We start from the raw sequence: 20,635 nt of genomic DNA, 5'->3' as shown, positions 1-20,635 counted from the left end.
ACTGCTAGTTCAGGCAGCCTCAAGCTTTGCTACGCTTTCCGCCTGATACAGCCACTTCAAACTCCACTACGATTCTGCCGAACCGCCAGCCTCAGACTCTGCTACACTTTGGCCGGGTACAACGCCTGCATCTCCACACAGGCCATCACCAGCGCCCCTACTCCGTGCAGGTCATTGCTGACCTTCGGACGGGTGACATAGTTACGGTAATCCCCTGCTGAGGTCCCGATGCAGATGTCCGGCAGAATCAGCCGGTCCTGCTCATCCCACTCCAGCACCTGAATTAAGCCTTCGTAGCCTTTCCGTGCCGCCGCTGCAGCTTCAGCCTCCGCCGGTAGAATGCCCAGCTTCACCGCTTTGGCAATCGTATAGACGAACAGGCAGGAGCCGGAGGTCTCCAGCCAGTTATCCGGCTCATCCCCCTTGTCGACCACCTGATACCACAGGCCGCTCTGCGGGTCCTGATAGCGGATGAGCGCCTGCACGAAGCCGCTCAGCTCGGCGGCCAGCTCCGCCCGGCCCGGATCATTCTCCGGCAGCTCATCCATGAACTGCGAGAGCGCCAGCCCGTACCAGCCGAGCGACCGGCTCCAGAACTCCGGCGAGCAGCCGGTTTTCGGATTCGCCCATGGCATACGGCGGCTCTCATCCCAGGCATGGTAGAGCAGGCCGGTGGCCTCGTCTTTCATATATTTGCGCATCAGCCGCTCCTGGTGCAGCACTGCTGCACGCAATTCCTCTTCTCCATAAGCATTCGCATACTTCAGGGAGAAGACCCCGGCCATATACAGCCCGTCGAGCCACATCTGATTCGCATATTTGTCCTTATGCCAATAGCCGCCTTCGGAGGTTCTGTTCAGCGTCCGCAGTAGATTCCTGAGCTTAGCCGCAGCCTCCCGGTACTTCAGCTTGCCGGTCCGTTCATGCAGCGTGAAGAGCAGCAGCCCCGCTTGTACGGCATCCAGCTCATCCCGGGCAAAATAGAAATTGCCGTATTCATCCACCAGATCATCCACATACTGCTGGATGTATTCGATATAGCGGTCCTCTTGGACAGCCTCCCACAGCAGCTCCATCCCGCATAGAAACACGCCTTGGTGATAATGCCAGCGGTGCGCAGGCGGAAGCTCCCCCGCTTGATACGTATCCATCAAAGAATCACAGGCTTTTTGCGCCCATTCTAAAGGTGTTTGCGGCAGACTGCCTATCATTGTTATACCCCTTTCATATTTCAGAATACCCGGCCTGCATTCAGCATCAGCCCTTCATCGAGCCCAGCATCGCGCCTTTGGCGAAATGCTTCTGCAGGAACGGATACACCATCAGAATCGGCAGCGTTGCTACCACGATAACAGCCATTTTGATCGTCTGATCCGGCGGCGGCACCGTGCCATCGAGCGTTGCACTGTGATCCATCCCGCTGGCCAGCACGACAATCTGTCTCAGCAGGACCTGAATCGGCCACTTGGCGCTGTTATCCAGATACAGAATGGCGCTCATATAAGTGTTCCAGTACGTCACCGCATAGAACAGGGAGATCGTGGCAATCGCCGGCAGCGATAAAGGCAATACGATCTTGAACAGAATGCCGAAGTCGTTGCAGCCGTCGATTTTGGCCGATTCCTCCAGTCCTTCAGGAATGTTCTGAAAGAAGTTCTTCAGGATAATCATATTGAAGGCACTGATCGCCGACGGGAGAATTAATGCTGAATACGAGTCAATCAGGCCCAGCTCTTTGACCACAAGGAACGTTGGAATCATTCCGCCGTGGAACAGCATCGTGAACACCACCAGGAAGTTAAATACCCGGCGTCCGTCCAGATCCCTGCGGGAGAGACCATAAGCCATCAGCGACGTAATGAACATACTGAACAAAGTCCCTATAAGTGTTACCCCGATCGACACACCCAGGGCTCTGAAGATTGTATTCGTTGAGAAAATAAATTTGTAGGCCTCCAGACTCCACACTTTCGGAATCAGTACAAATTTGTTGGCCGCCAGCTCTGCGCTGGTTGTGAAGGACCCTGCTACTACATGGACAAAGGGAAGCACCGTTACCAGCGCGATGATGGCAAGCAGTGTAAAGTTGACAGCGGAGAATATTCTGCCGCTAATCGTACGGTCTTCTACCATTTCAATTCCTCCTGCGGCATTTTAATAAACGCCTTCTTCTCCTATTTTCTTGGATACCTTGTTGACGGTCACTACCATGATCAGACCCACGATCGACTTGAAGAAGCCGATGGCTGTACTATAGCTGAACTGCCCTTGCCGCAGTCCGGCGGTGTAGACATACGTATCGATAATTTCCGCAACTTCCCGGTTCATGGAATTGAGCAGCAGGTAGACATGTTCGAATCCAAGATCGAGTACGGAACCGATTTTCAGAATAAACAGGGTAATGATGACTCCGCGGATCGCCGGCAGTGTAATATGCCAGACTTGTCTGAGCCTTCCGGCTCCGTCCATACGCGAAGCTTCATAGAGCCCGGGATCGATCGCAGCGATGGAAGCCAGATAAATAATCGTACCCCAGCCCGCTTCCCGCCAGATGACCTGAATGATGTACATCGGTCTGAACCAGCCGGGACTCAGCAGGAAATTGATTTTGGAGAATCCGAAGTAGGCCAGCAGTTCGTTGATAATCCCCCCGTCCATCGTCACCATGACGAAGGAAATCGAGACGACGATAACCCAGGACATGAAGTGAGGCAGGTAGACCAGGGTCTGGAAGAATCTTTTGAAAAAAGTGCCTCTGAGTTCATTGAGCATCAGGGCGAGGATAATCGGAATCGGAAAATAAATGAGTATATTCATCCCGAACAGGATCAGGGTATTCCCCAGAATGTTCAGGAAATCAGGTTCGGTGAACAGCCGGCTGAAATGCTTCATTCCAACCCACTCGCTCCCTGTAATCCCTTGGTAAGGCTTGTAATCCTGGAAGGAGATAATCAGTCCGTACATCGGCAAATATTTGAAGACAATGAAATACAGCACTCCGGGGATCAGCATCACATAGAGTAATTTGTTTCTCCACAGCCGTTTTTTAAGCTCGCTGCTGCTCTTATAGCTCTTAGGCTTCGGTTCGGGAACTACACGGGGCTGGGCGGTAACTTCCTGCATGATTCTCTTCCTTTCTCTGTAAATTCTTCTATATTTGAAAAAAAGGCTGCCGAAGCGCTAACCCAAGCAGCCTTCTTTCATGTGGTCAGCCCGCAGTCAAAGCTGCTGCGTTCTGCTTATTTTTTGTACGCGGCATTGTATTCTTCGATGATTTGTGCCCCGCCCCGGCTCTTCCAGTTCTCGACTTCTTTCTCGAATCCGGCTTTATCGAGCTGGCCGTACATGTATTTATAAGTGGCATCTGTAATAATCTGCTGAAGCTCAACACCTTTGGACGTATAGGTTGCCGAATCGAGTGCCGCTGTAGGATCAGCAACCCCGACCTTCACATTTTCCAGCACCAGCTCTTCCGCATGAATGCGGCCCGGCAGCACGTTCAGACTCTGGTACATGCCGTTCGTTTCGTATTCGCCGATTACGCTGTCTTTGAAGCCTTTGACTTCACGTTCAATCAGTTCTTTATTGTCTGTAGCTTTGGCCTTGCCGTCCTCAACGGTATAGTGTGTTCCTTCAATCCCCCAGTACATCAGGTTGGCCACTTCAGGGGTCATCATTTTGTCAAAGAAGGCCAGGATCTTCTTCAGCTCTGCCTCATCTTTAACCGCTGATTTCGGGAACAGCACTACGTTGTTATAGCCGGGGATCATCCACTGGGCGAACTTGCCGTCAGGTCCGGCCACCATACTGTGTGTGTCCAGCACAGCATCCGGAACGTTCTTGATCAGGTCCTTGTTCAGGGAATCGATATCCTGCATGGAACCGCCGATATACAGTCCTGCTTTGCCGCTGGTGAACGTATTTACCGCATCCGTTTTACTGGTTGCTGCAAAGTCCTGATTCATGTATCCGCCGTCACGCAGGTTTTTGAAGAAATCCATTGTGTCGAAGTACTGCGGGAAGGTAAATTCCGGAGCCAGCTGGCCGTCCTTCTCCGCCCAGTTGTTCGGTGTGCCGAACCAGGAAGAGACGGTTTTGAACGCACCGTACACCAGCTCATTCCGGTCAACAACCCCGATCGTATCCTTTTTCCCGTTGCCGTCAGGGTCCTGCTCCGTGAAGGCTTTAGCCATTGCGAACAGTTCCTCGGTATTGGCCGGTGCTGCGAGTCCCAGCTTATCCGCCCAGTCCTTACGGTAGATAATCCCTTGGCGGGCCAGCGGACGGCCGATATACAGGGTATACAGCTTGCCGTCTACCTTGGTGTTATTGAGGATTTCCGGCTTCAGCTTGTTCAGGTTGGGGAATTCGCTGAGGAGCGGCCCGATCTCCCAGAACTGTCCGTCCTTGATCGCTTCCTTCATCTGCAGGAAGGTCGTCTGATTCTTCAGATACGTAACCTGCGGCAGTGAGCCCGTGGCGAAGGAGGAGTTCAGCTTCTCTTCATAGGTATCTGCCGGGAAAAACTGATAGGTCAGCTTCGTATTCGTCAATTTCTCCACTTCCGTCTTGATCGTGTCCGGTGGAGTATCTGTCGTGTTCAGCGGGAGCATGATTTTGATCTCTGTCGGCTTTTCCGGTTCTGCTGCCGGCTCTGTAGCCGCTGCCGTGTTGGTTCCGGTGCTTGCACCTGGATCTTTGGTTGCCGCCGCCTCATTATTGTTGTTGCCGCCGCATGCGGACAGCATGCTGAGTGTCAGCAGCGAGCTGAGGAGCAGGGTGAAGGATTTTTTCGTCATTCCTTTTTGACCTCCGTTTAACTTGTATTGGTTACAAGCCTCACATTACAGTCCACGGAGGATTACGAATACAATCATTTACTCATAAAGGCGCGCTGGGGCTGGGGGTGTGGGTTAATGATTATCGTGTGATGGGGGAGGGGGATATACATTGTGCGGTAGGCTGGGCATGGAGCGTGGGGATGGACATGGGGGAGGGGAGCGGCGGCGGGCGGGACTACGTGAGCTTTGGACTTCCGGCCGCTGTTAGGTTTGGATTTCTTGATTCGGACCGCTGCTTGCGGTAGAAATCCAAACCTAAAGGCGGACGCTATCGCTCCTACAGTTCCAAACCTCCCTCCGTCCCTTTCTGCCGCTCCTCGGGTGGGCCCTTTCAATGTATATCCTTGAAAGGGGCAAAGGGAATGCCCCGCCGCTTCGCTCGCGGCGGAGCTGGGATTTGAGTGCTGAGGGTAGAACCTATGGAGCTGGGAATAGATCGGCTGGGCTTGGGAGCGGCGGCGGGCGGGACTGCGTGAGCTTTGGACTTCCGGCCGCTGTTAGGTTTGGATTTCTTGATTCGGACCGCTGCTTGCGGTAGAAATCCAAACCTAAAGGCGGACGCTATCGCTCCTACAGTTCCAAACCTCCCTCCGTCCCTTTCTGCCGCTCCTCGGGTGGGCCCTTTCAATGTATATCCTTGAAAGGGGCAAAGGGAATGCCCCGCCGCTTCGCTCGCGGCGGAGCTGGGATTTGAGTGCTGAGGGTAGAACCTATGGAGCTGGGAATAGAGTGACAGGGCTGGGAAGCGGCGGGGCTTGATTAAGAACTGGAAATAGTGTGATAAGGTCGGGGATGAAGGAGCGCCGGAGTTATGATTAGAGCGGCAGAGGGGAACAGGAGGGGAGCAAATCCAATATTACTCAAAAATCCTGCACCAAATACAACATTTCCCTCAATAAATTGGCCGAATTTCAAAATTGTTGTACAGAATGCAGCATTTCTCCTCCAACTGGCGGCACAGCGGGGAAATTCTTGTATTTCGTACAACAATCCTTCGGATTACCCGGATATCTGTGAACCAAAGTTGTATTTCGTACAGGCGTGTTGATTCCCCATATTATGGAATGAATATAATTCCCAAAATGCTCTTGTTCCTGAGTAGACTCAGTTGAACCTGCCACTCCAGCGGAAGACTAAATATACGCCAATGCTGCATAAATTCCCAAAGGGTCAGTTGAGCAAAGGCAGGCACGTTGGAGTGGATTTCATCATAAACGCGTCTCAGAAGCACATAGACAGCAAGGGCCACAAACAATTGGCTGTATACTGCATTTTCGGTGGTTCCAAATAGACATGGCACGTTCAGATGCTGTTTAATCCAGCGGAAAAAGACTTCAATTTCCCAGCGTGCCTTGTAGATTTCGGCGATTACATGAGCGGACTCTTTTCTCAAATCGGTCACGACCCGTACGACTTCCCCCGGTCATTTTCAAATTCTACGACCCGGTGGCGCTGAGCGGATTGGCACTTCCCTTGACCGATATAACAAGTCATATCACGAACAATTTTCGTTTCTCCCTCTGCGGGTCGCTGGAGGTTTCTCGGCTTCACCAAATGGAGATTGTCTTTGAGTCGAATCACAAACGACTGGCCCTGGAGCACATATTGATCCAATCTGCTAATTTTTCCATACGCCCGATCCTGTACCAAAATGTAGTCCGTATCTGCCAAAACTTCTCCAAACGGAGCGTCATTGCGCTTCGCAATCGATTCCTCCACGTTCACGGGTAAACGCTGACCTTGCGAAAGAGCGACATGCAGCTTAATGCCCCCTCTAAATTTTTTGTACGAGGCCCAAGGCATTCGGGAATTCGCCGCCGTGACCGTCGTCGAGTCAATCAGCAGAAGATCTTTAGGAAGATTCAGATGCCGCCGGGTTTGTCGGTTACATTTCTTGACGAGCAGTTGAAAGATACGTTTGAAGATTTCGTAAGGGACTTCACCGGCCTTGCCGGAAAGGGTGGAGTAATGAATCTCAGGCAAGTCAAAGTTTGGGCCTAAGCGGGCACTTTGCCGGAAGCCGTCCCATTTGTGGTAGCAGGCTTGGACAAAGTAATCGAGTAGCAACCCGACGGTCATTTTGGTTCCACTATCTACGTAGTCCTTGGTTTGTCCAGTCACCATTTGGACTTCTTCCGGTGTTAATACTTGTTTGAAAACGGCTAAAAATGGGGTATATTTATTCATGAGGTCGCCTCATTTCGGTTTGGTTTGGTCGTACTTACCATTACCCGAAATGGCGGCCTTTTTCGTCCCTTTTTTTGGGAAATCAACACGCCTATATTTCGTACAACAATTTTGTGGAAACAGAGTGAACTTAGCTACAATTGGCGCACTTACCACCCATTCTCACCCTCTTCAATTAACGAAACAACGTCCCTCGCCAATCAGCAACCCGAGCAACCCAAGAACATCTTCGACTGGGCAGTTGTACAGCGGCACAATGGAGTGATGAGAATATCGTCTGCCGTTTGCGTGTTAGATTAAATTCTCCATCGCTTTTATAGTACAGAGTCGTAAACTATACGAGCATACAGTAAAATGATAGGTAATTTAGTTTTTGGAGGCGGGTATATGAAATATTATGTTGTGGATGCATTTGCAGAGAAATTATTCGAAGGTAATCCTGCGGGAGTATGTATTATGAAGGGCTGGCTTCCGGATGAGACAATGCAGCAAATTGCTGCTGAGAATAATCTCTCGGAAACAGCTTTTGCCGTCAAGGAGGGGGACCATTACCGGTTACGCTGGTTTACTCCGGCTGATGAGATTGAACTCTGTGGCCATGCTACTCTCGCAACATCTTATGTCCTGGCTAACTTTTACGAAACTAATGTAGACAGCTTTAAAATTCAGACCATGAGCGGGGAACTGGTTGTTCTAAGAAAAGGGGAGTATTACGAGCTGGATTTCCCCAGCAGGATGCCGGAGCCTTGGACATTAACCAGTCAAATGGTTGAAGCTCTCGGCATTCAGCCGGTAGAGACTTATTTAGGCAGAGATTTAATGTTCGTGCTGGAAAAAGAAGAAGATGTGCTTAACGCTGCTCCTGATTTCTCTAAACTGCGGCAGCTTCCCGATGGACTCGGGGTCTCGATCACGGCCAGAAGCGAAACCTATGATTTTGCTTCCCGCAGCTTTTTTCCTAAGCTGAATGTGAATGAGGACCCTGTATGCGGCTCTGCTCACTGTAATTTCATTCCCTATTGGGCAGCGCGGCTTGGTAAGAACGAATTAGTAGCCCGGCAGCTCTCCAAACGCGGAGGAACATTATATTGTATAAATGACGGGGATCGTGTAAAAATAAGCGGCTCTGCAGTTTTATATGCTGTTGCTGAGCTTCAGATCGGTTAAGAAAAAACAGTTTTTCACAGTTAAGCCCCACTGCGGGCTTCTGCGGCGGGGCTGGTGATGAAACTTAAAGAGAGCATTACGGAAAGCGTAGCCTTTCAACTGCTATCCCGCACTGCTACCAGACTGCTTGAGGATCTTGGTCAATGCGCCGAGAATCTTATACTTTTCATCATTTATTCCCTGATACTTCTTAACCGATTTAGAGAGAAATTCCAAGCCGCTGTCATATTCCCCTTTAACCAGAAAATAATTGGCCAATTCCAGCAACAGATTCGCCTGCCGGTCCAACACTAATTTCCGGGAGTATCTCCCCTGGACCAGATCATTAACACTCTCTTCGATTTCCTGCTTAAACTGCTGCAAGGTATCGTCAACATTAAGGTTATATTTATTGGCGGCCTTCAGAATATATAATAATCCGGTTAGTCTTTCCTCCCGTTGCGAGTCGATATAGGCAGCATATTGCCCAATTACCGTAGAGTCCCCGCTCAGCAGCCTGGTTAAACAAACATTAGCTTTGGACCACTCCATAAACAGGTTCTTCCAATGCTCTACCTCATCTCCCTGCTCCTTTACCCAACCTAGATCTGCATATGCATGGGTATAGGCCAAGGCCTGCTCATAATCACCAAGCTCATCACACACATTAGCACGAAGCAGGTTACTGTACGCTATATAGAAAAACAAGGGTCTCCCGGGATGTTTGATGCGCTCGGAGGTTCTCCGTTGGAGGCGGTCCTTCATATCATATTGAATTCTGGCCTTTTGGCCCATTTTGGCGGCAAATTCATCGACCTTGTCCCAGCGCTGCAAGGAACGGTATGTATTGGCAAGCTCTTTGAGTGCATCCAGCTGGTCCACTTCATCCAACCGCTCAACGAAGGGCTCGAACCGGTTAGCTATCCGCAGGTTCTTGTCTTGATCATCACTGATTGAAATCATAAATAACCTATACTGGCATAGCGCCAGCCGTTCGGAATGCTGGAAGCGTTCGCCTTCGGCAACAATCTCATAGATTGCGGCGGCTGCCTCCATTTTCCCGGCAGTGAACAGTTCCTCCGCCGTATCAAACAACAGGGGAGCGTACATCAGGTTGTCCATAATATGGCGGGCGATTCTCTGAATGCTGTCCAGCTTGTCCAGATCTGCACAGCGGAGCAGCAGCGGGCCAATTCTGCGCCAGTCTGAAGAACCTTCGATAATATAATTATCGATATACAAGTCATAGAAGAAGCCTTCCTCCCGCCCCATCGCCCGGGTGATCCGGTCAAGCTGCTGCATCGCAATGGGCCGGTGCCCATGAACGATATTACTGAGTGTCCCGGAATGAAGCTGGGAATGCCTGGCGAATTGGGTTATCGTCAAAGCTTCTCTTTTCAAGTAATCTTCCAGTTCTGATAATATCGTGTTCATTGCCCTCAATTCATAACCACCTTTCTAACCATATTTGTGATAACTGATAATACCTTATTCGTTATACAAAATATACCAGTTAGAATTAGGGTGGACAAGCTTGTATATGTACTTTTACCAATTATTCCTCACTAGCCCGCGCCTCCGCCTCCGTATATTCCTGGATGATCATACTGCCGCCGCTGGTCTGCCACTTCTCGACCTCTCCGGCGAATCCGTCCGCATCGATATTGCCCAGAATATAATTGTAGGTAGCATCTACTATAATGGCCGACAGCTCGGCGTTCTTCTCATCATAGGTAGCGGAGGTTAAACGTACTGCCGGGTCATCGACCAGGAACTGCTCATTATCCTGGCTCAGCTGGTCGGCAAGGGCCGTCAGCTGCTCCTTCTGCGCGACCTCCATAATGTTCTTGTTGCCGATATCGGCAATCATCAGGGAATAGAGCGGATTCACCTCAAATACACGCAGCTGGGAGGTTTCCTCTGGAAGGATCACCTTCCCCTCCCCATCGAGCTGATAATGCCGGCCCTCGAAGCCGTACACCATCAGGTTGGCTACATCCTTATCCATCGTGCGGTCAAAGAACCCCAGCACCTGCTTCAGTTCCTGCTCTGTGGCAATGGCTTTTTTGGAGAAAAGATACAGGCCGTTGTACTTGGGAATCGACCATACCTTGTACCCGTCCGGCCCCTTAATCCGGTTAATCAGGGTAAGCTCCGCCTGGGGATTAATTGCCTTGGCCTCAATCGACAGCCGCTGCACGTCTGTCATGCTCCCGATGAATATCCCTGCCGTCCCGCGGATGAACTTATCCCGCTGTACATCCTTGCTCGTCAGGGCGAAATCCTGGTTGATAATCCCCTCGTTATATAATTTGCGCATGAAATTCATCGTGTCCATGTATTCAGAGGTGGCGAATTCCGGAATAAACCGGTTGTTCTCAATCTTCCAGTTATTCGGCGTGCCGAAATAGGAGCTTAACGTCTTAAATACCCCGTACACCAGGTCATTGCGGTCTACCAGTCCGAGGGTATCGGCTTTGCCGTTCCCGTCCGGATCATTATAGGTGAACTGCTTCATCACCTCGTACAGCTCATCCAGCGTCCCCGGCGGACTCAGGTGCAGATGCTCCAGCCAGTCCTTACGGATTATAATCCCCTGCCTGGAAGCAGGTCTTTCCGTATAGAGGCCATAAATCCCCCCGTCCACCGTGGTCTGCTTAAGGATAGAAGCATCCAGCTGGCGCAGATTCGGGAACTCCTCCAAGTACGGTCCAATCTCCCAAAAAGCGTCGGAACGGATCATATTCTTGACCGGATTATAATCGGTGAATTTCACAAATGTAACTTTGCCGAGGGCACCGGTGGTCAGCGCCGTATTCATTTTGTCCGTGTACACGCCCTCCGGCACCCAGGTAATATTCAGCTGAGTCCCGGTCAGTCTCTCAATCTCGGCGATAAGATCCTTGGAAGGGGTCTGCGGGAAATGCAGCGGCGCAAGAATTGAGATGGACGGCTTCTCTCCGGCAGTATCTGAAGGGGAAGATTGCCCCTCACTGCAAGCACTTAATAAACCGAACGAGAGTAGTAGAATAGAGCAGCATATAAGAGTCACCTGCCTGCCTGCCAATCCTTTGAACATTTCATAACCTCCTAAAATCGAAATATTTATATACAATAAGGCCCTATTTATTGAATAATTTAGCATGTGTAGTGATTATTAGAGAAAATGATTATTGCGGCACCAGATGATTATTGTTATTATCCTTCGTGATGCATACACTTAAAGCAGTGATTACGACTACTCATACAAAGGTGCTGAATCTGGTGAAATCCTTAAGCTTTCTAAGTAAATTAACGATGTTCGCGTTTGCAATCAGCATCCTGCCGGTGCTGTTCATTGGTTCTTTCTCTTATTTCACATCCTCCAAGGAAATTCAAAAAAATGTTAACGAAAGCAAAATGGAACTTATTTTACAAATTACCTCAAATGTAGAACATAAGCTTACCACTGTCAACCAGACCTTGAATCAGGTAGTGAACTCTTCTGTGCTGAAAAAAGCGCTCAATAATCCGCTAAATGTAACCGATTTCATTTTATATAATGACATAAGAAACGAAATCCGCAACATGCAATCTTTCGATACGAAGCTGGAGGATGTCATTCTATTAAATCAGCGGCAGAACTGGATGATCAAGAATTCCGGGCTCTACCGCCTGAATGAATACCAGAATTACGAGCAGCTCACGAACCTGATGAATATTCAAGGCACATCGTCCTGGGTGCTGAATCCCTCCTCCCTGTTCTACAGCGAAGAGAGTATTAACGTTACCGGGTGCAATTACAGCATCAGCCTGATTAAGAAGCTCCCGACCACCAAGCTCCAGAAATACGGGCTCGCTATGGCCAATATTCCCGCCTGCAGTCTCCAGGACTTCATCAACTCCGATGTGCAGCCGCTGGACAGCATTATTATGCTGGACGAATCCGGACGGATTCTGCTCCATCCTGACCGTACCCTGATCGGCCAGCCCGCCGAAGCAGGGGGATTCACAGGCTTCCAGCGGATTGCCGCAGCAGACGAGCCCTCAGGGCAATTCAAAACCGAAATTAATAAAGAAGATTATTCCATAACCTATATGCGCTCCCAGCTCAACGGCTGGATCTACCTGTCGGTAACTTCCATTGAGAGTCTGACCCGCGAATCCGGCAAAATCGGCACCTATACGGTATTTGTCTGTACGTTCATGCTGCTGCTGTCTGTGCTGCTGGCGTGGCTGGGCTCCCGGCGTATGTACACTCCGATCGAACGTCTGCTTAATCAGATGGGGCAACGCCGCCCAAGCCTGCGGGCAAGGCATACGGATGAATTCCAGCTCATCGGCGAGCAGGTGCATTCCCTGTTCCAATCCAAATCCCAGCTGGAGAAAGAGGTCAGCCAGCACATCGGGCAGGTGCGGACCTTCTTCCTGATTCAGGCCTTTCAGGGCAATCTGAGGAAACGTGAGCTGCTGGAGGAACTGGAGCAATACGGGTACCGCAAGCAGGTGGAGGAATGGAAAACGATGGCTGTCATTACGCTGAGCATCGACTTCTCCGAGGAGAACAGCTATGAGAAAAAGGATCTCAATCTGCTGTTATTTGCGGCGCATAATATGATTGAGGAATTGGTATCGGCGGATAACAGGCTGACCCCTGTGATGATGGGGCATGCCCTGGCGACCGTAATTGGCAGCAGTGACGGCAATACGGAATCTTTTCACCGTACGCTCTATGCCTTGACGGAGAAGCTGCAGCAGGAGATTAATAATTACCTGAAGCTGCAGGTCAGCATCGGGCTTAGTCTGCCGTTCCACTCTTTTGATAAAATGTCCATTGCCTACAGGGAAGGCCTGGAAGCCTTGAAGCACCGGATCACGCTCGGCAAAGGCATCATCATCCAGTACGAGAACATTAACTCCGGCAAGCATTATCTCAATCTGAACTACCCTACCCATACCGAAAATGACCTGATGGATGCCATCAAGCTGGCTGACAGCGACAAAGCGAAGGAACTGCTGCATAAGCTGTTCAAGTGTATTTTTGCGCTGGGGCTCTCACCGCAGGAATACCAGATTCCGCTGACACGGCTGCTGAACAATACGCTCATTATGATGCAGGAATCGGGGATTACGCTGAATCAGATCTATCATGCCAACGGTTCATTGTTCGAAGAGCTGACCGATCTGCATATTGTTGCGGAGATTGAAGACTGGTTCTGGACCATCGTCATCCAGCCGGTCATCGTCATCTTCCACAGCAGGCAGAATGCCCAGTATCATAACATCTCCGAGAAGCTGATCGACATCGTCCAGCATGAGTATGACAAGGATCTGACGCTGGAGGAATGTGCTTCCCGGCTGCATTATAACGCCAACTATATCAGCAGTGTGTTCCGTAAGGAGACCCAGTATTACTTCAGTGACTACCTTACAATGTACCGCTTCAAAATGGCCAAGAAATGGCTGGAGGAAACCGATATGCCGGTGAAGGATATCGCCTCACGCCTCAGATACAACAACTCGCAGAACTTCATCCGCTCGTTCCGCAAGCAGGAGGGGATGACCCCCGGCCAGTACCGCGACAACTTCAGCTCGAAGCCTAAGGCTGTGCCCGATGATTATTAAGCGCAGGGTCCTCAGGTGCGGATTTGAGCTTGCGTGATTTTCTTGAGCGGATAAATAACGTTATAAGTACGGCCATAATCAGCAGAAGACCGCCGCCAGCGATGGCAATATTCCGGATATCCGGCACGTATACAGCCAGACGCAGCGGCTCGGAATCCGCAAGTGAAATATGCCAGGTTAAGGTATTGCCGTCTTGTTCCACCGCATTATTAGGCCCGTACAGATCATAAGGAATCGTTAATTTGAAATCAACGGAGAAGGTCCCCATCAGCAGCCGCACAAGGGATTTAGGTACGCTTAAGCTGCCGATGCCATCAATAATTTCATCCGAATAGGCGTTCAGCTTAGGCTGAGCCAGCACATCGTACCGGGTATACAGCCATCTGTCCGTCTGCCCGACCTCCGCATCCACAATATCAAGGCTGCTGCCGCTGGACTGCAGCTCCTCGATCGAGGCATAGGATTTCCGAAACTGATATTCTGTAGATTTTCCGCTTGCCGTTTTGTTCAGCTCAATCCCTGCGGCCGCAAGCCGCGTGGTCAGGAGCTCCTCTATTTTACCGCTGACCAGCTTCTCCGCCCGGGAATCCAGCAGCAGGCTGAAGGCCAGATCGAGAGAACCGTTCTTCTTCACCGTCATATGGGCCGTTCCCTGCGCGCAGCCCGTGAGCAGCAGCACAAGCATCATCATCATTAGCACTGTCTTAACTTTGAATCCGTTCAAGCCTCGTACTTTCAACAACTGTCCCTCCATCCGCTGCCTGTTGCTATTGCTTAACCGAACCTGCCAGAGGCGAATCTCCTATCATCCGGAAGGTCACAGTTTAGCTTACCATATGCTCCTGTTGGGAGAAAAGCAAGATTAGCCTCAGCTTATAAAACCCCCAGCCATCGGTTATCGTGGCTGGGGGCTTTTTGCGTGCATCACGCAGTTATTTTTTCAAATGATAAGGCACAGTAGTAATAATTACATTTCTGCGGTACAGCAGATGCGCGCGGATCAGGAGGCTGGATTGGTTATGCAGGATATTATGCCAGCCTTTCTTCGGAATGAATTGCGGAACGATTACAGTAACCTGATAATTCGATTCGCTTGCTTTGCGCTGGACGGTATCGATGAACTTCGTCAGCGGATGAATGATGCTGCGGTATGGCGAATACAGCGTTACCAGCCGCACCTCGGGATGGAATTTCTTCCACTTCTCTTCAAATATGGCGTCATCCTCCCGCTCAAACGGAATGTGGACCGCAATAATCTGTTCGGCACCCAGCGACTTGGCATACCGCAGGGAGTTCTCCACTACATGCGTAATTCCGGCCACCGGCAGAATAATGATATTCCCTTCGATCGCCAGCGGCGGTTCGCCGCAGGTGGTGATCCGCAGCTGATCAGCCACCGATTCATAATGCTTGTGGATGCGGTAGAAGAACAGGATAATCAGCGGCAGGAAGACCAGCACCGGCCAGATTTGCGGGAATTTGGTCAGGAAGAACATAATGGTCACGATGAAGCTGATGAGCGCTCCGATCGTATTGATGATCAGCTTGGGCAGCCAGCCCTCCGGCTTATGCCGAATCCATTTGACCATCATCCCGGTCTGCGAGAGCGTGAACGGAATAAATACCCCTACCGCATATAGCGGAATGAGGTGCTCAGTCCGTCCCTCAAAGGCAATGATCAGAATGATCGACAGGATACCGAGGCTGAGAATCCCGTTAGAATAACCCAGCCGGTCGCCGCGGACCGTGAACATCCGGGGAATGAATTTATCCTTGGCCAGATTCACCGCCAGCAGCGGAAACGCGGAATATCCGGTATTGGCGGCCAGAACCAGAATCAGTGCCGTGGTCCCCTGAACGAAGAAATACATGAAGTTCCGGCCGAAGACCTGCTCGGCAATATCGGAAACCACCGTGACCTCTTCACGCGGGGCAATCCCGTAATAATAAGCCAGGAAGACAATCCCTGAGAATAACAGCGCCAGCAATATCCCCATCGCAGCAAGTGTCTTGGCTGCATTGTTTGGTGCCGGAGCCCTGAAGTTCGGTATGGCGTTCGATATGGCCTCTACCCCTGTCAGCGCCGAGCTCCCGGAAGAAAACGCCCGGAGCAGCAGGAACAAGCTCACTCCAGCCACCGGTGTACCCAGTGAGGTATGCAGTTCGGCAGGCACATTGCCGTTCACAATGTTGAACAAGCCAAGACCGATCATGATAAACATGGCAAGGACGAACAGATAGACCGGATAGGCCAGGAAGGACGCCGATTCGGTGACCCCCCGCAAATTCAGTGTCGTAATCAGAAGGACGAAGATGATGGCAATAATCACATTATAAGGATGAAGACTAGGGAAAGCTGAAGTGATGGCATCTGTTCCGGCGGATACACTTACCGCCACGGTCAATATATAGTCCACAAGCAGTGAGCCGCCGGCCACGAGACCCGGATACTTGCCCAGGTTCTCTTTGGATACCACATAGGCGCCGCCACCTTGGGGATAAGCAAAAATAATCTGCCTGTAGGAAAGTATCAGCGCCAGCAGCAGCACGAGTACCCCTACAGCGATAGGAATGGAATACCAGAAGGCTGCTGCACTAATCGTAATCAGCACCAGCAGAATCTGCTCTGGACCGTAAGCAACCGAAGACAAGGCATCCGAGGATAGAATGGCAAGAGCTTTGGTTTTGTTTAATTTCTGTTCGCCCAGTTGATCCGACTTCAGCGGCCGTCCAATCAGGAATCTTTTTACCGAAGACATCATCTCAGCTCACTCACTTTTTTTAAAGTTATATTACCCTTGGCGCTCAATTATAATCTGGCCTATAACTGGATGGAGACATTTGCTGCGCCGCCTGGTTAATACCTTAATCCTTTTATAACATTCTGTATAGGTGCAGATACCATAGACATTTCCGGTTTTTAAGAATACAATCTGCATATTTCCTCTATTAACTGCACATACTTCCGAAACCACGCTTACCCCTGCTGCCAAAACCACGGCAAAAAGACGAAGCAGGCATTCCGCTTCGCCCATTGTTGCTCCTATCCGCTTTTATTTCAGCAATCAGCCGTTTACAGCTTTATAAGCGGCTTCATATTCGGAGATGATGGCATCGCCGCCGGATTTACGCCATTTTTCAACCTCCTGCTTAAATCCGCCGAGATCAATTTTTTCAAGAATGAACTTATACGTTGCATCTGTAATGATCTTCTGCAGCTCAGATCCCTCCGAGGAGAAGGTAGGGGATTCAAGGGAATACATCGGATTAAGCACTGCATACTTTTCGTTCTCAAGAATCAGACGGGCCGCTTCTGTCCGGAGCGGATCGGCATCATGAATGGCATAACCAGGCTCCTTAGGACGTGAAGAAGAGAACGGCTGCACTTCCTGCTGCCACAGCTCTGTATTCGTTATAGTCACTGCTTTGTCTGCATCAATCGTGTAATGCACACCTTCGATTCCGTAAGTCATCAGCGCAAATACTTCCTCCGACATGATATCATTAACAAATTGCAGGATTTGCTTGAGCTCCGCTTCATCCTTGACTTCCGATTTAGGGAAGGAGAGCAGGCCGCCGACGCCGTTGCTTGAGCTCCAGATGGCCCGGTCAGCCTCATTGCCGGTGGAAGTAATATTGTTCACCATCACAAGCTCCATTTGATCCTGGATGCCTTTGGCCAGATTAAGCAGGTTCTTGCTGTCAAAGAGCGCACCGACATAAATTCCCGCCTTCCCCTGGGCGAAGCCCTGCTGCTGGTCCGTCTTGGCCGTTACTGCAAAATCCTGATTGATGTAACCGCCCTTGTACAGCTCCTTCATGTATTCCATCGCCTTAACATAGCCCTCAGACTCGAACTCCGGCGTAACTTTACCGCTATCATCCACATCCCAGCTGCTCGGAGTCCCGAAATAGGAGCCCAGCGTTTTGAATGCGCCGAATACCAGATCGCTCCGGTCAATGAAGCCCGTTGTATCTTTCGAACCATTCCCATCCGGGTCTTCTTCTGTAAACGCTTTCGCTACCTGCATTAATTCATCTGTTGTTTGGGGTACCTGGAGTCCGAGCTTATCCAGCCAATCCTTGCGGAGAATAACGCCGTTTCTGGCAATATCCTTCACCATCGGGATACCGTACAGCTTACCCTCTATTGAAGCTGAGGTCCGCATATCCTGCGAGATCGCTGCGAGATTAGGGAATTCATCCAGGTAAGGACCGACATCCCAGAATACACCGGCCTTCAAGGCATTGCGCACCGAGGAATTCTCCAAAAGCGTAAGTGTGACGATATCCGCAAGTGAATCGGAAGCAAGCGCCGTATTGATCCGTTCCTCTTTGGAGGCGTCCGGGACCCAGGAGAAATCAAGCTCGGTATTCGTTATCTCCTCGATTTTATTGAGCACGGTATCTGTCGGCGGCGTGGTGGAATGGAGAATGTTCATCCAGCTGATTTTTGTCTTTGCTGCGGGTGCCGCCTTCCCGGCTTCATTCCCGGCTGTATTTGCAGCCTGCCCCGAATTTGCCGGCTCCTTGTTGCCGCATGCACTCAGTACCAGAGCCCCGCTAACAGCAAGCACTGCTAATTTGCTAACTTTTTTGTTCATACCTTTTCCCCTTTTCGGATTGTTGGACTAGCCTGTATCTTCCTCTACCCCGCTAACGGGGAGCAAGAATTCATCGTTTGCATTACAGTGAGGTACACCTAATCAGTAAACTCCGTCTTCGCCCATCTTTTTGGCCAGCTTGTTCGACAGCATGACGAGAATCAGACCAACAACCCCTTTGAACAGGCCAACGGTTGTACTGAAGCTGAGTTGACCGTTCTTCAGACCGGCGGTGTAAATATAGGTATCGAAGATTTCCCCCACTTCACGGTTCAGAGAGTTGATCAGCAGATACATATGCTCAAAGCCAAGATCCAGCGTATGCCCGATTTTGAGGATTAGCAGGGTGATGATTACCGGACGGATCGCCGGCAGCGTGACATGCCACGTTTTGCGCAGCCTTCCCGCCCCGTCCATTTCTGCTGCTTCGTATAATTGGGTGTCTACTACCGTAATCGCCGCCAGATAGATGATGGTCGACCAGCCCAGCTCTTTCCAGATAATCTGTCCGATATAGATGACGCGCAGCCACTCCGGGGAAGTAAGGAAGCTGATCTTCTGGCCGCCGAGTGCGGCAATGGCCTCGTTAAGCACCCCGCCGTCCACATTCATGAATACATAGGAGATGGATACGATAATTACCCATGACAGGAAATGCGGAATATAAATGATCGTCTGCACCACATTCTTGAACATCTTGCTGCGGACCTCATTCAGCATCAGCGAGAGTATAATCGGCAGGGGGAAAAAGATCACCAAATTCAGCGCAAACAGGATCAGTGTATTCCTGAGCAGCATAAGGAAGGTTGGCTCCGTGAACAGGCGGACAAAATGCTTGAATCCGACCCACGGGCTTCCTCCAATGCCAAGGTACGGCTGATAATCCTGAAAGGAGATCACCAGTCCGCCCATCGGCAGGTACTTAAAGATTACAAAATACACAAACCCCGGCAGGATCATCAGATATAACAGCTTGTTTCTTTTTAGACTCAGCAGACTGTGTCCGCTCCGCTTCTTCCTTGCCATTGACGGGTTTGATTCCATCACGGCGATATTTGCTTCCTTCACCAGCTCGGCCTCCTTGAACGCGTTTCTTTACGCCTCAAGCTTAAGATTGTTAGCGGATTACGTATATAATCATTACCTACTCTGACCGGTTAAACCGCGCCGCTGCAAGCTTTGCCGGAGCATCACCCCTTGCAGGGATACCCATCATGGATAAAGATTATAGCCTGCTGCTCCCCCTATTCTGACCTCCGGCAAAGCCGTAGCTAATGATTATATACGGAATGAATCCGCCTTGTTACAGTGTCATTGAAACGATTACAAGGAGGATAACCGCATGGCGCAATCTACATCATCATTCAAAAAAGAAACGGTGGGCGGCCGACTGTTCACCATCGTCAATACCACCCTGCTGGCACTCATTGCCCTGATCTGCCTTTTTCCCTTTATTAATGTTTTTGCCAGCTCCTTTGCTTCGACCCAGGAGGTTGTGGAGAAGAAGTTCGTCTTGTTCCCTGCCACCTTCTCATTGGATGCTTACCGTTTCATCCTGTCTACCCCTACTATTTTTAGAGGCCTCGGCGTGTCTATCGGGGTCACGGCCGCCGGAACTGTATTCAGTATGATTCTTACCACACTGATGGCTTATGGCTTATCCCGCAAATATCTGGCAGGCAGAGATTTCATTAACTTCGTAGTGGTCTTCTCCATGCTGTTCAGCGGAGGAATGATTCCAACCTTTCTGGTGGTCAAAATGTTCGGGCTGATCGACACCTACGGGTCCATGATTATCCCGTCAGCGGTCAACGCCTTCAATCTGATCATTATGCGCAACTTCTTCCAGGCGCTGCCGGAAGGACTGGAGGAATCGGCCAAGATCGACGGCTCCAATGATTTTGGTGTACTCTTTAAAATCATGCTGCCGCTGGCGCTGCCTTCCATTGCTACCCTGTCCTTATTCTACGGCGTGGCCTATTGGAACACGTATATGACTGCTGTCCTGTACATCAATGATTCGGTCAAGTGGCCGATTCAGGTGCTGCTGCGCCAGATTGTTATCGTGTCCAGCGGGATGCAGGGGGACAACACCTCAGTAGATATTGTGCCGCCGGCCCAGACGATTAAAATGGCCGTGATCGTAGTCGCTACTGTGCCTATGCTGGCAGCCTACCCGTTTGTGCAAAAGCACTTCACCAAAGGTGCCATGCTGGGAGCGGTCAAAGGCTGACCAGCCCGGGCTCAAGTTAT

General features: G+C 50.5%; 16 protein-coding genes. 3 read left to right on the top strand and 13 right to left on the bottom strand.

What is annotated here, in order from left to right; translation table 11 throughout:
* Positions 1-101: 101 nt before the first annotated feature.
* The 6 genes from NSQ73_RS03395 to NSQ73_RS03370 all read right to left on the bottom strand — a co-directional run bounded on the left by NSQ73_RS03395 (position 102) and on the right by NSQ73_RS03370 (position 7,028).
* Entirely contained in the window at positions 102-1,211 is a 1,110-nt protein-coding gene (locus NSQ73_RS03395; protein ID WP_340985389.1) for a glycoside hydrolase family 88/105 protein, read from the bottom strand.
* Between the two features lie 46 nt (positions 1,212-1,257).
* Positions 1,258-2,133, bottom strand: coding sequence for a carbohydrate ABC transporter permease (locus NSQ73_RS03390; protein WP_039305372.1), 876 nt, complete (start codon positions 2,131-2,133; stop codon positions 1,258-1,260).
* A gap of 21 nt (positions 2,134-2,154) precedes the next feature.
* Entirely contained in the window at positions 2,155-3,123 is a 969-nt protein-coding gene (locus NSQ73_RS03385) for an ABC transporter permease (RefSeq protein ID WP_042139871.1), read from the bottom strand.
* A gap of 116 nt (positions 3,124-3,239) precedes the next feature.
* Positions 3,240-4,799, bottom strand: coding sequence for an extracellular solute-binding protein (locus NSQ73_RS03380; RefSeq protein WP_340985388.1), 1,560 nt, complete (start codon positions 4,797-4,799; stop codon positions 3,240-3,242).
* Positions 4,800-5,898: 1,099 nt separating this feature from the next.
* Positions 5,899-6,243 (bottom strand): transposase, encoded by a 345-nt coding sequence (locus tag NSQ73_RS03375; RefSeq protein ID WP_340985387.1) that lies wholly within the window; start codon positions 6,241-6,243, stop codon positions 5,899-5,901.
* Positions 6,240-7,028 carry a transposase gene (locus NSQ73_RS03370; RefSeq protein WP_340985386.1) on the bottom strand — a complete coding sequence of 263 codons (789 nt, stop codon included), beginning with the start codon at positions 7,026-7,028 and terminating at the stop codon, positions 6,240-6,242. The genes NSQ73_RS03375 and NSQ73_RS03370 overlap by 4 nt, the downstream gene beginning before the upstream one ends.
* A 387-nt stretch (positions 7,029-7,415) precedes the next feature.
* Between NSQ73_RS03370 and NSQ73_RS03365 the strand changes: the two genes are divergently transcribed.
* Positions 7,416-8,195: a PhzF family phenazine biosynthesis protein gene (locus NSQ73_RS03365; RefSeq protein WP_340985385.1), complete on the top strand. Its 780-nt coding sequence runs from the start codon at positions 7,416-7,418 to the stop codon at positions 8,193-8,195.
* 102 nt (positions 8,196-8,297) lie between these two features.
* On the opposite strand, the gene NSQ73_RS03360 is transcribed toward NSQ73_RS03365, so the two are convergent.
* Entirely contained in the window at positions 8,298-9,617 is a 1,320-nt protein-coding gene (locus tag NSQ73_RS03360; protein ID WP_340985384.1) for a transcriptional regulator, read from the bottom strand.
* Positions 9,618-9,729: 112 nt separating this feature from the next.
* On the bottom strand, positions 9,730-11,253 hold the full coding sequence (locus NSQ73_RS03355) for an extracellular solute-binding protein (protein ID WP_340985383.1): 1,524 nt from the start codon (positions 11,251-11,253) through the stop codon (positions 9,730-9,732).
* 185 nt (positions 11,254-11,438) lie between these two features.
* Between NSQ73_RS03355 and NSQ73_RS03350 the strand changes: the two genes are divergently transcribed.
* The gene (locus NSQ73_RS03350) at positions 11,439-13,778 is read left to right on the top strand and encodes an AraC family transcriptional regulator (RefSeq protein WP_340985382.1); all 2,340 of its coding nucleotides are present in this window, start codon (positions 11,439-11,441) and stop codon (positions 13,776-13,778) included.
* Here the strand turns inward: NSQ73_RS03350 and NSQ73_RS03345 are convergent.
* From NSQ73_RS03345 to NSQ73_RS03325, 5 genes are all read right to left on the bottom strand, one after another.
* Complete coding sequence (locus NSQ73_RS03345) at positions 13,753-14,520, bottom strand: hypothetical protein (protein WP_340985381.1); 768 nt, start codon at positions 14,518-14,520, stop codon at positions 13,753-13,755. The two genes, NSQ73_RS03350 and NSQ73_RS03345, sit on opposite strands and share 26 nt — an antisense overlap.
* 190 nt (positions 14,521-14,710) lie before the next feature.
* Positions 14,711-16,540 (bottom strand): APC family permease, encoded by a 1,830-nt coding sequence (locus tag NSQ73_RS03340; protein WP_076248790.1) that lies wholly within the window; start codon positions 16,538-16,540, stop codon positions 14,711-14,713.
* Between the two features lie 30 nt (positions 16,541-16,570).
* On the bottom strand, positions 16,571-16,813 hold the full coding sequence (locus NSQ73_RS03335; RefSeq protein ID WP_340985380.1) for a hypothetical protein: 243 nt from the start codon (positions 16,811-16,813) through the stop codon (positions 16,571-16,573).
* A 30-nt stretch (positions 16,814-16,843) separates the two neighbouring features.
* Positions 16,844-18,382: an extracellular solute-binding protein gene (locus NSQ73_RS03330; protein WP_039305392.1), complete on the bottom strand. Its 1,539-nt coding sequence runs from the start codon at positions 18,380-18,382 to the stop codon at positions 16,844-16,846.
* Positions 18,383-18,484: 102 nt separating this feature from the next.
* A complete protein-coding gene (locus NSQ73_RS03325) occupies positions 18,485-19,408 on the bottom strand; it encodes an ABC transporter permease (RefSeq protein ID WP_371916330.1) in 924 nt (307 codons plus the stop codon).
* A 316-nt stretch (positions 19,409-19,724) separates the two neighbouring features.
* On the opposite strand from NSQ73_RS03325, the gene NSQ73_RS03320 reads away from it, so the two are divergent.
* Positions 19,725-20,615 (top strand): carbohydrate ABC transporter permease, encoded by an 891-nt coding sequence (locus NSQ73_RS03320; protein ID WP_340985379.1) that lies wholly within the window; start codon positions 19,725-19,727, stop codon positions 20,613-20,615.
* Positions 20,616-20,635: the final 20 nt, after the last annotated feature.

Source organism: Paenibacillus sp. FSL R10-2736 (assembly GCF_038000245.1).
GTDB classification, from domain to species: Bacteria; Bacillota; Bacilli; order Paenibacillales; family Paenibacillaceae; genus Paenibacillus_AQ; species Paenibacillus_AQ phytohabitans.
The sequence above is the reverse complement of the archived record's forward strand: the minus strand, read 5'-3'. Positions and strand labels throughout refer to the sequence as shown.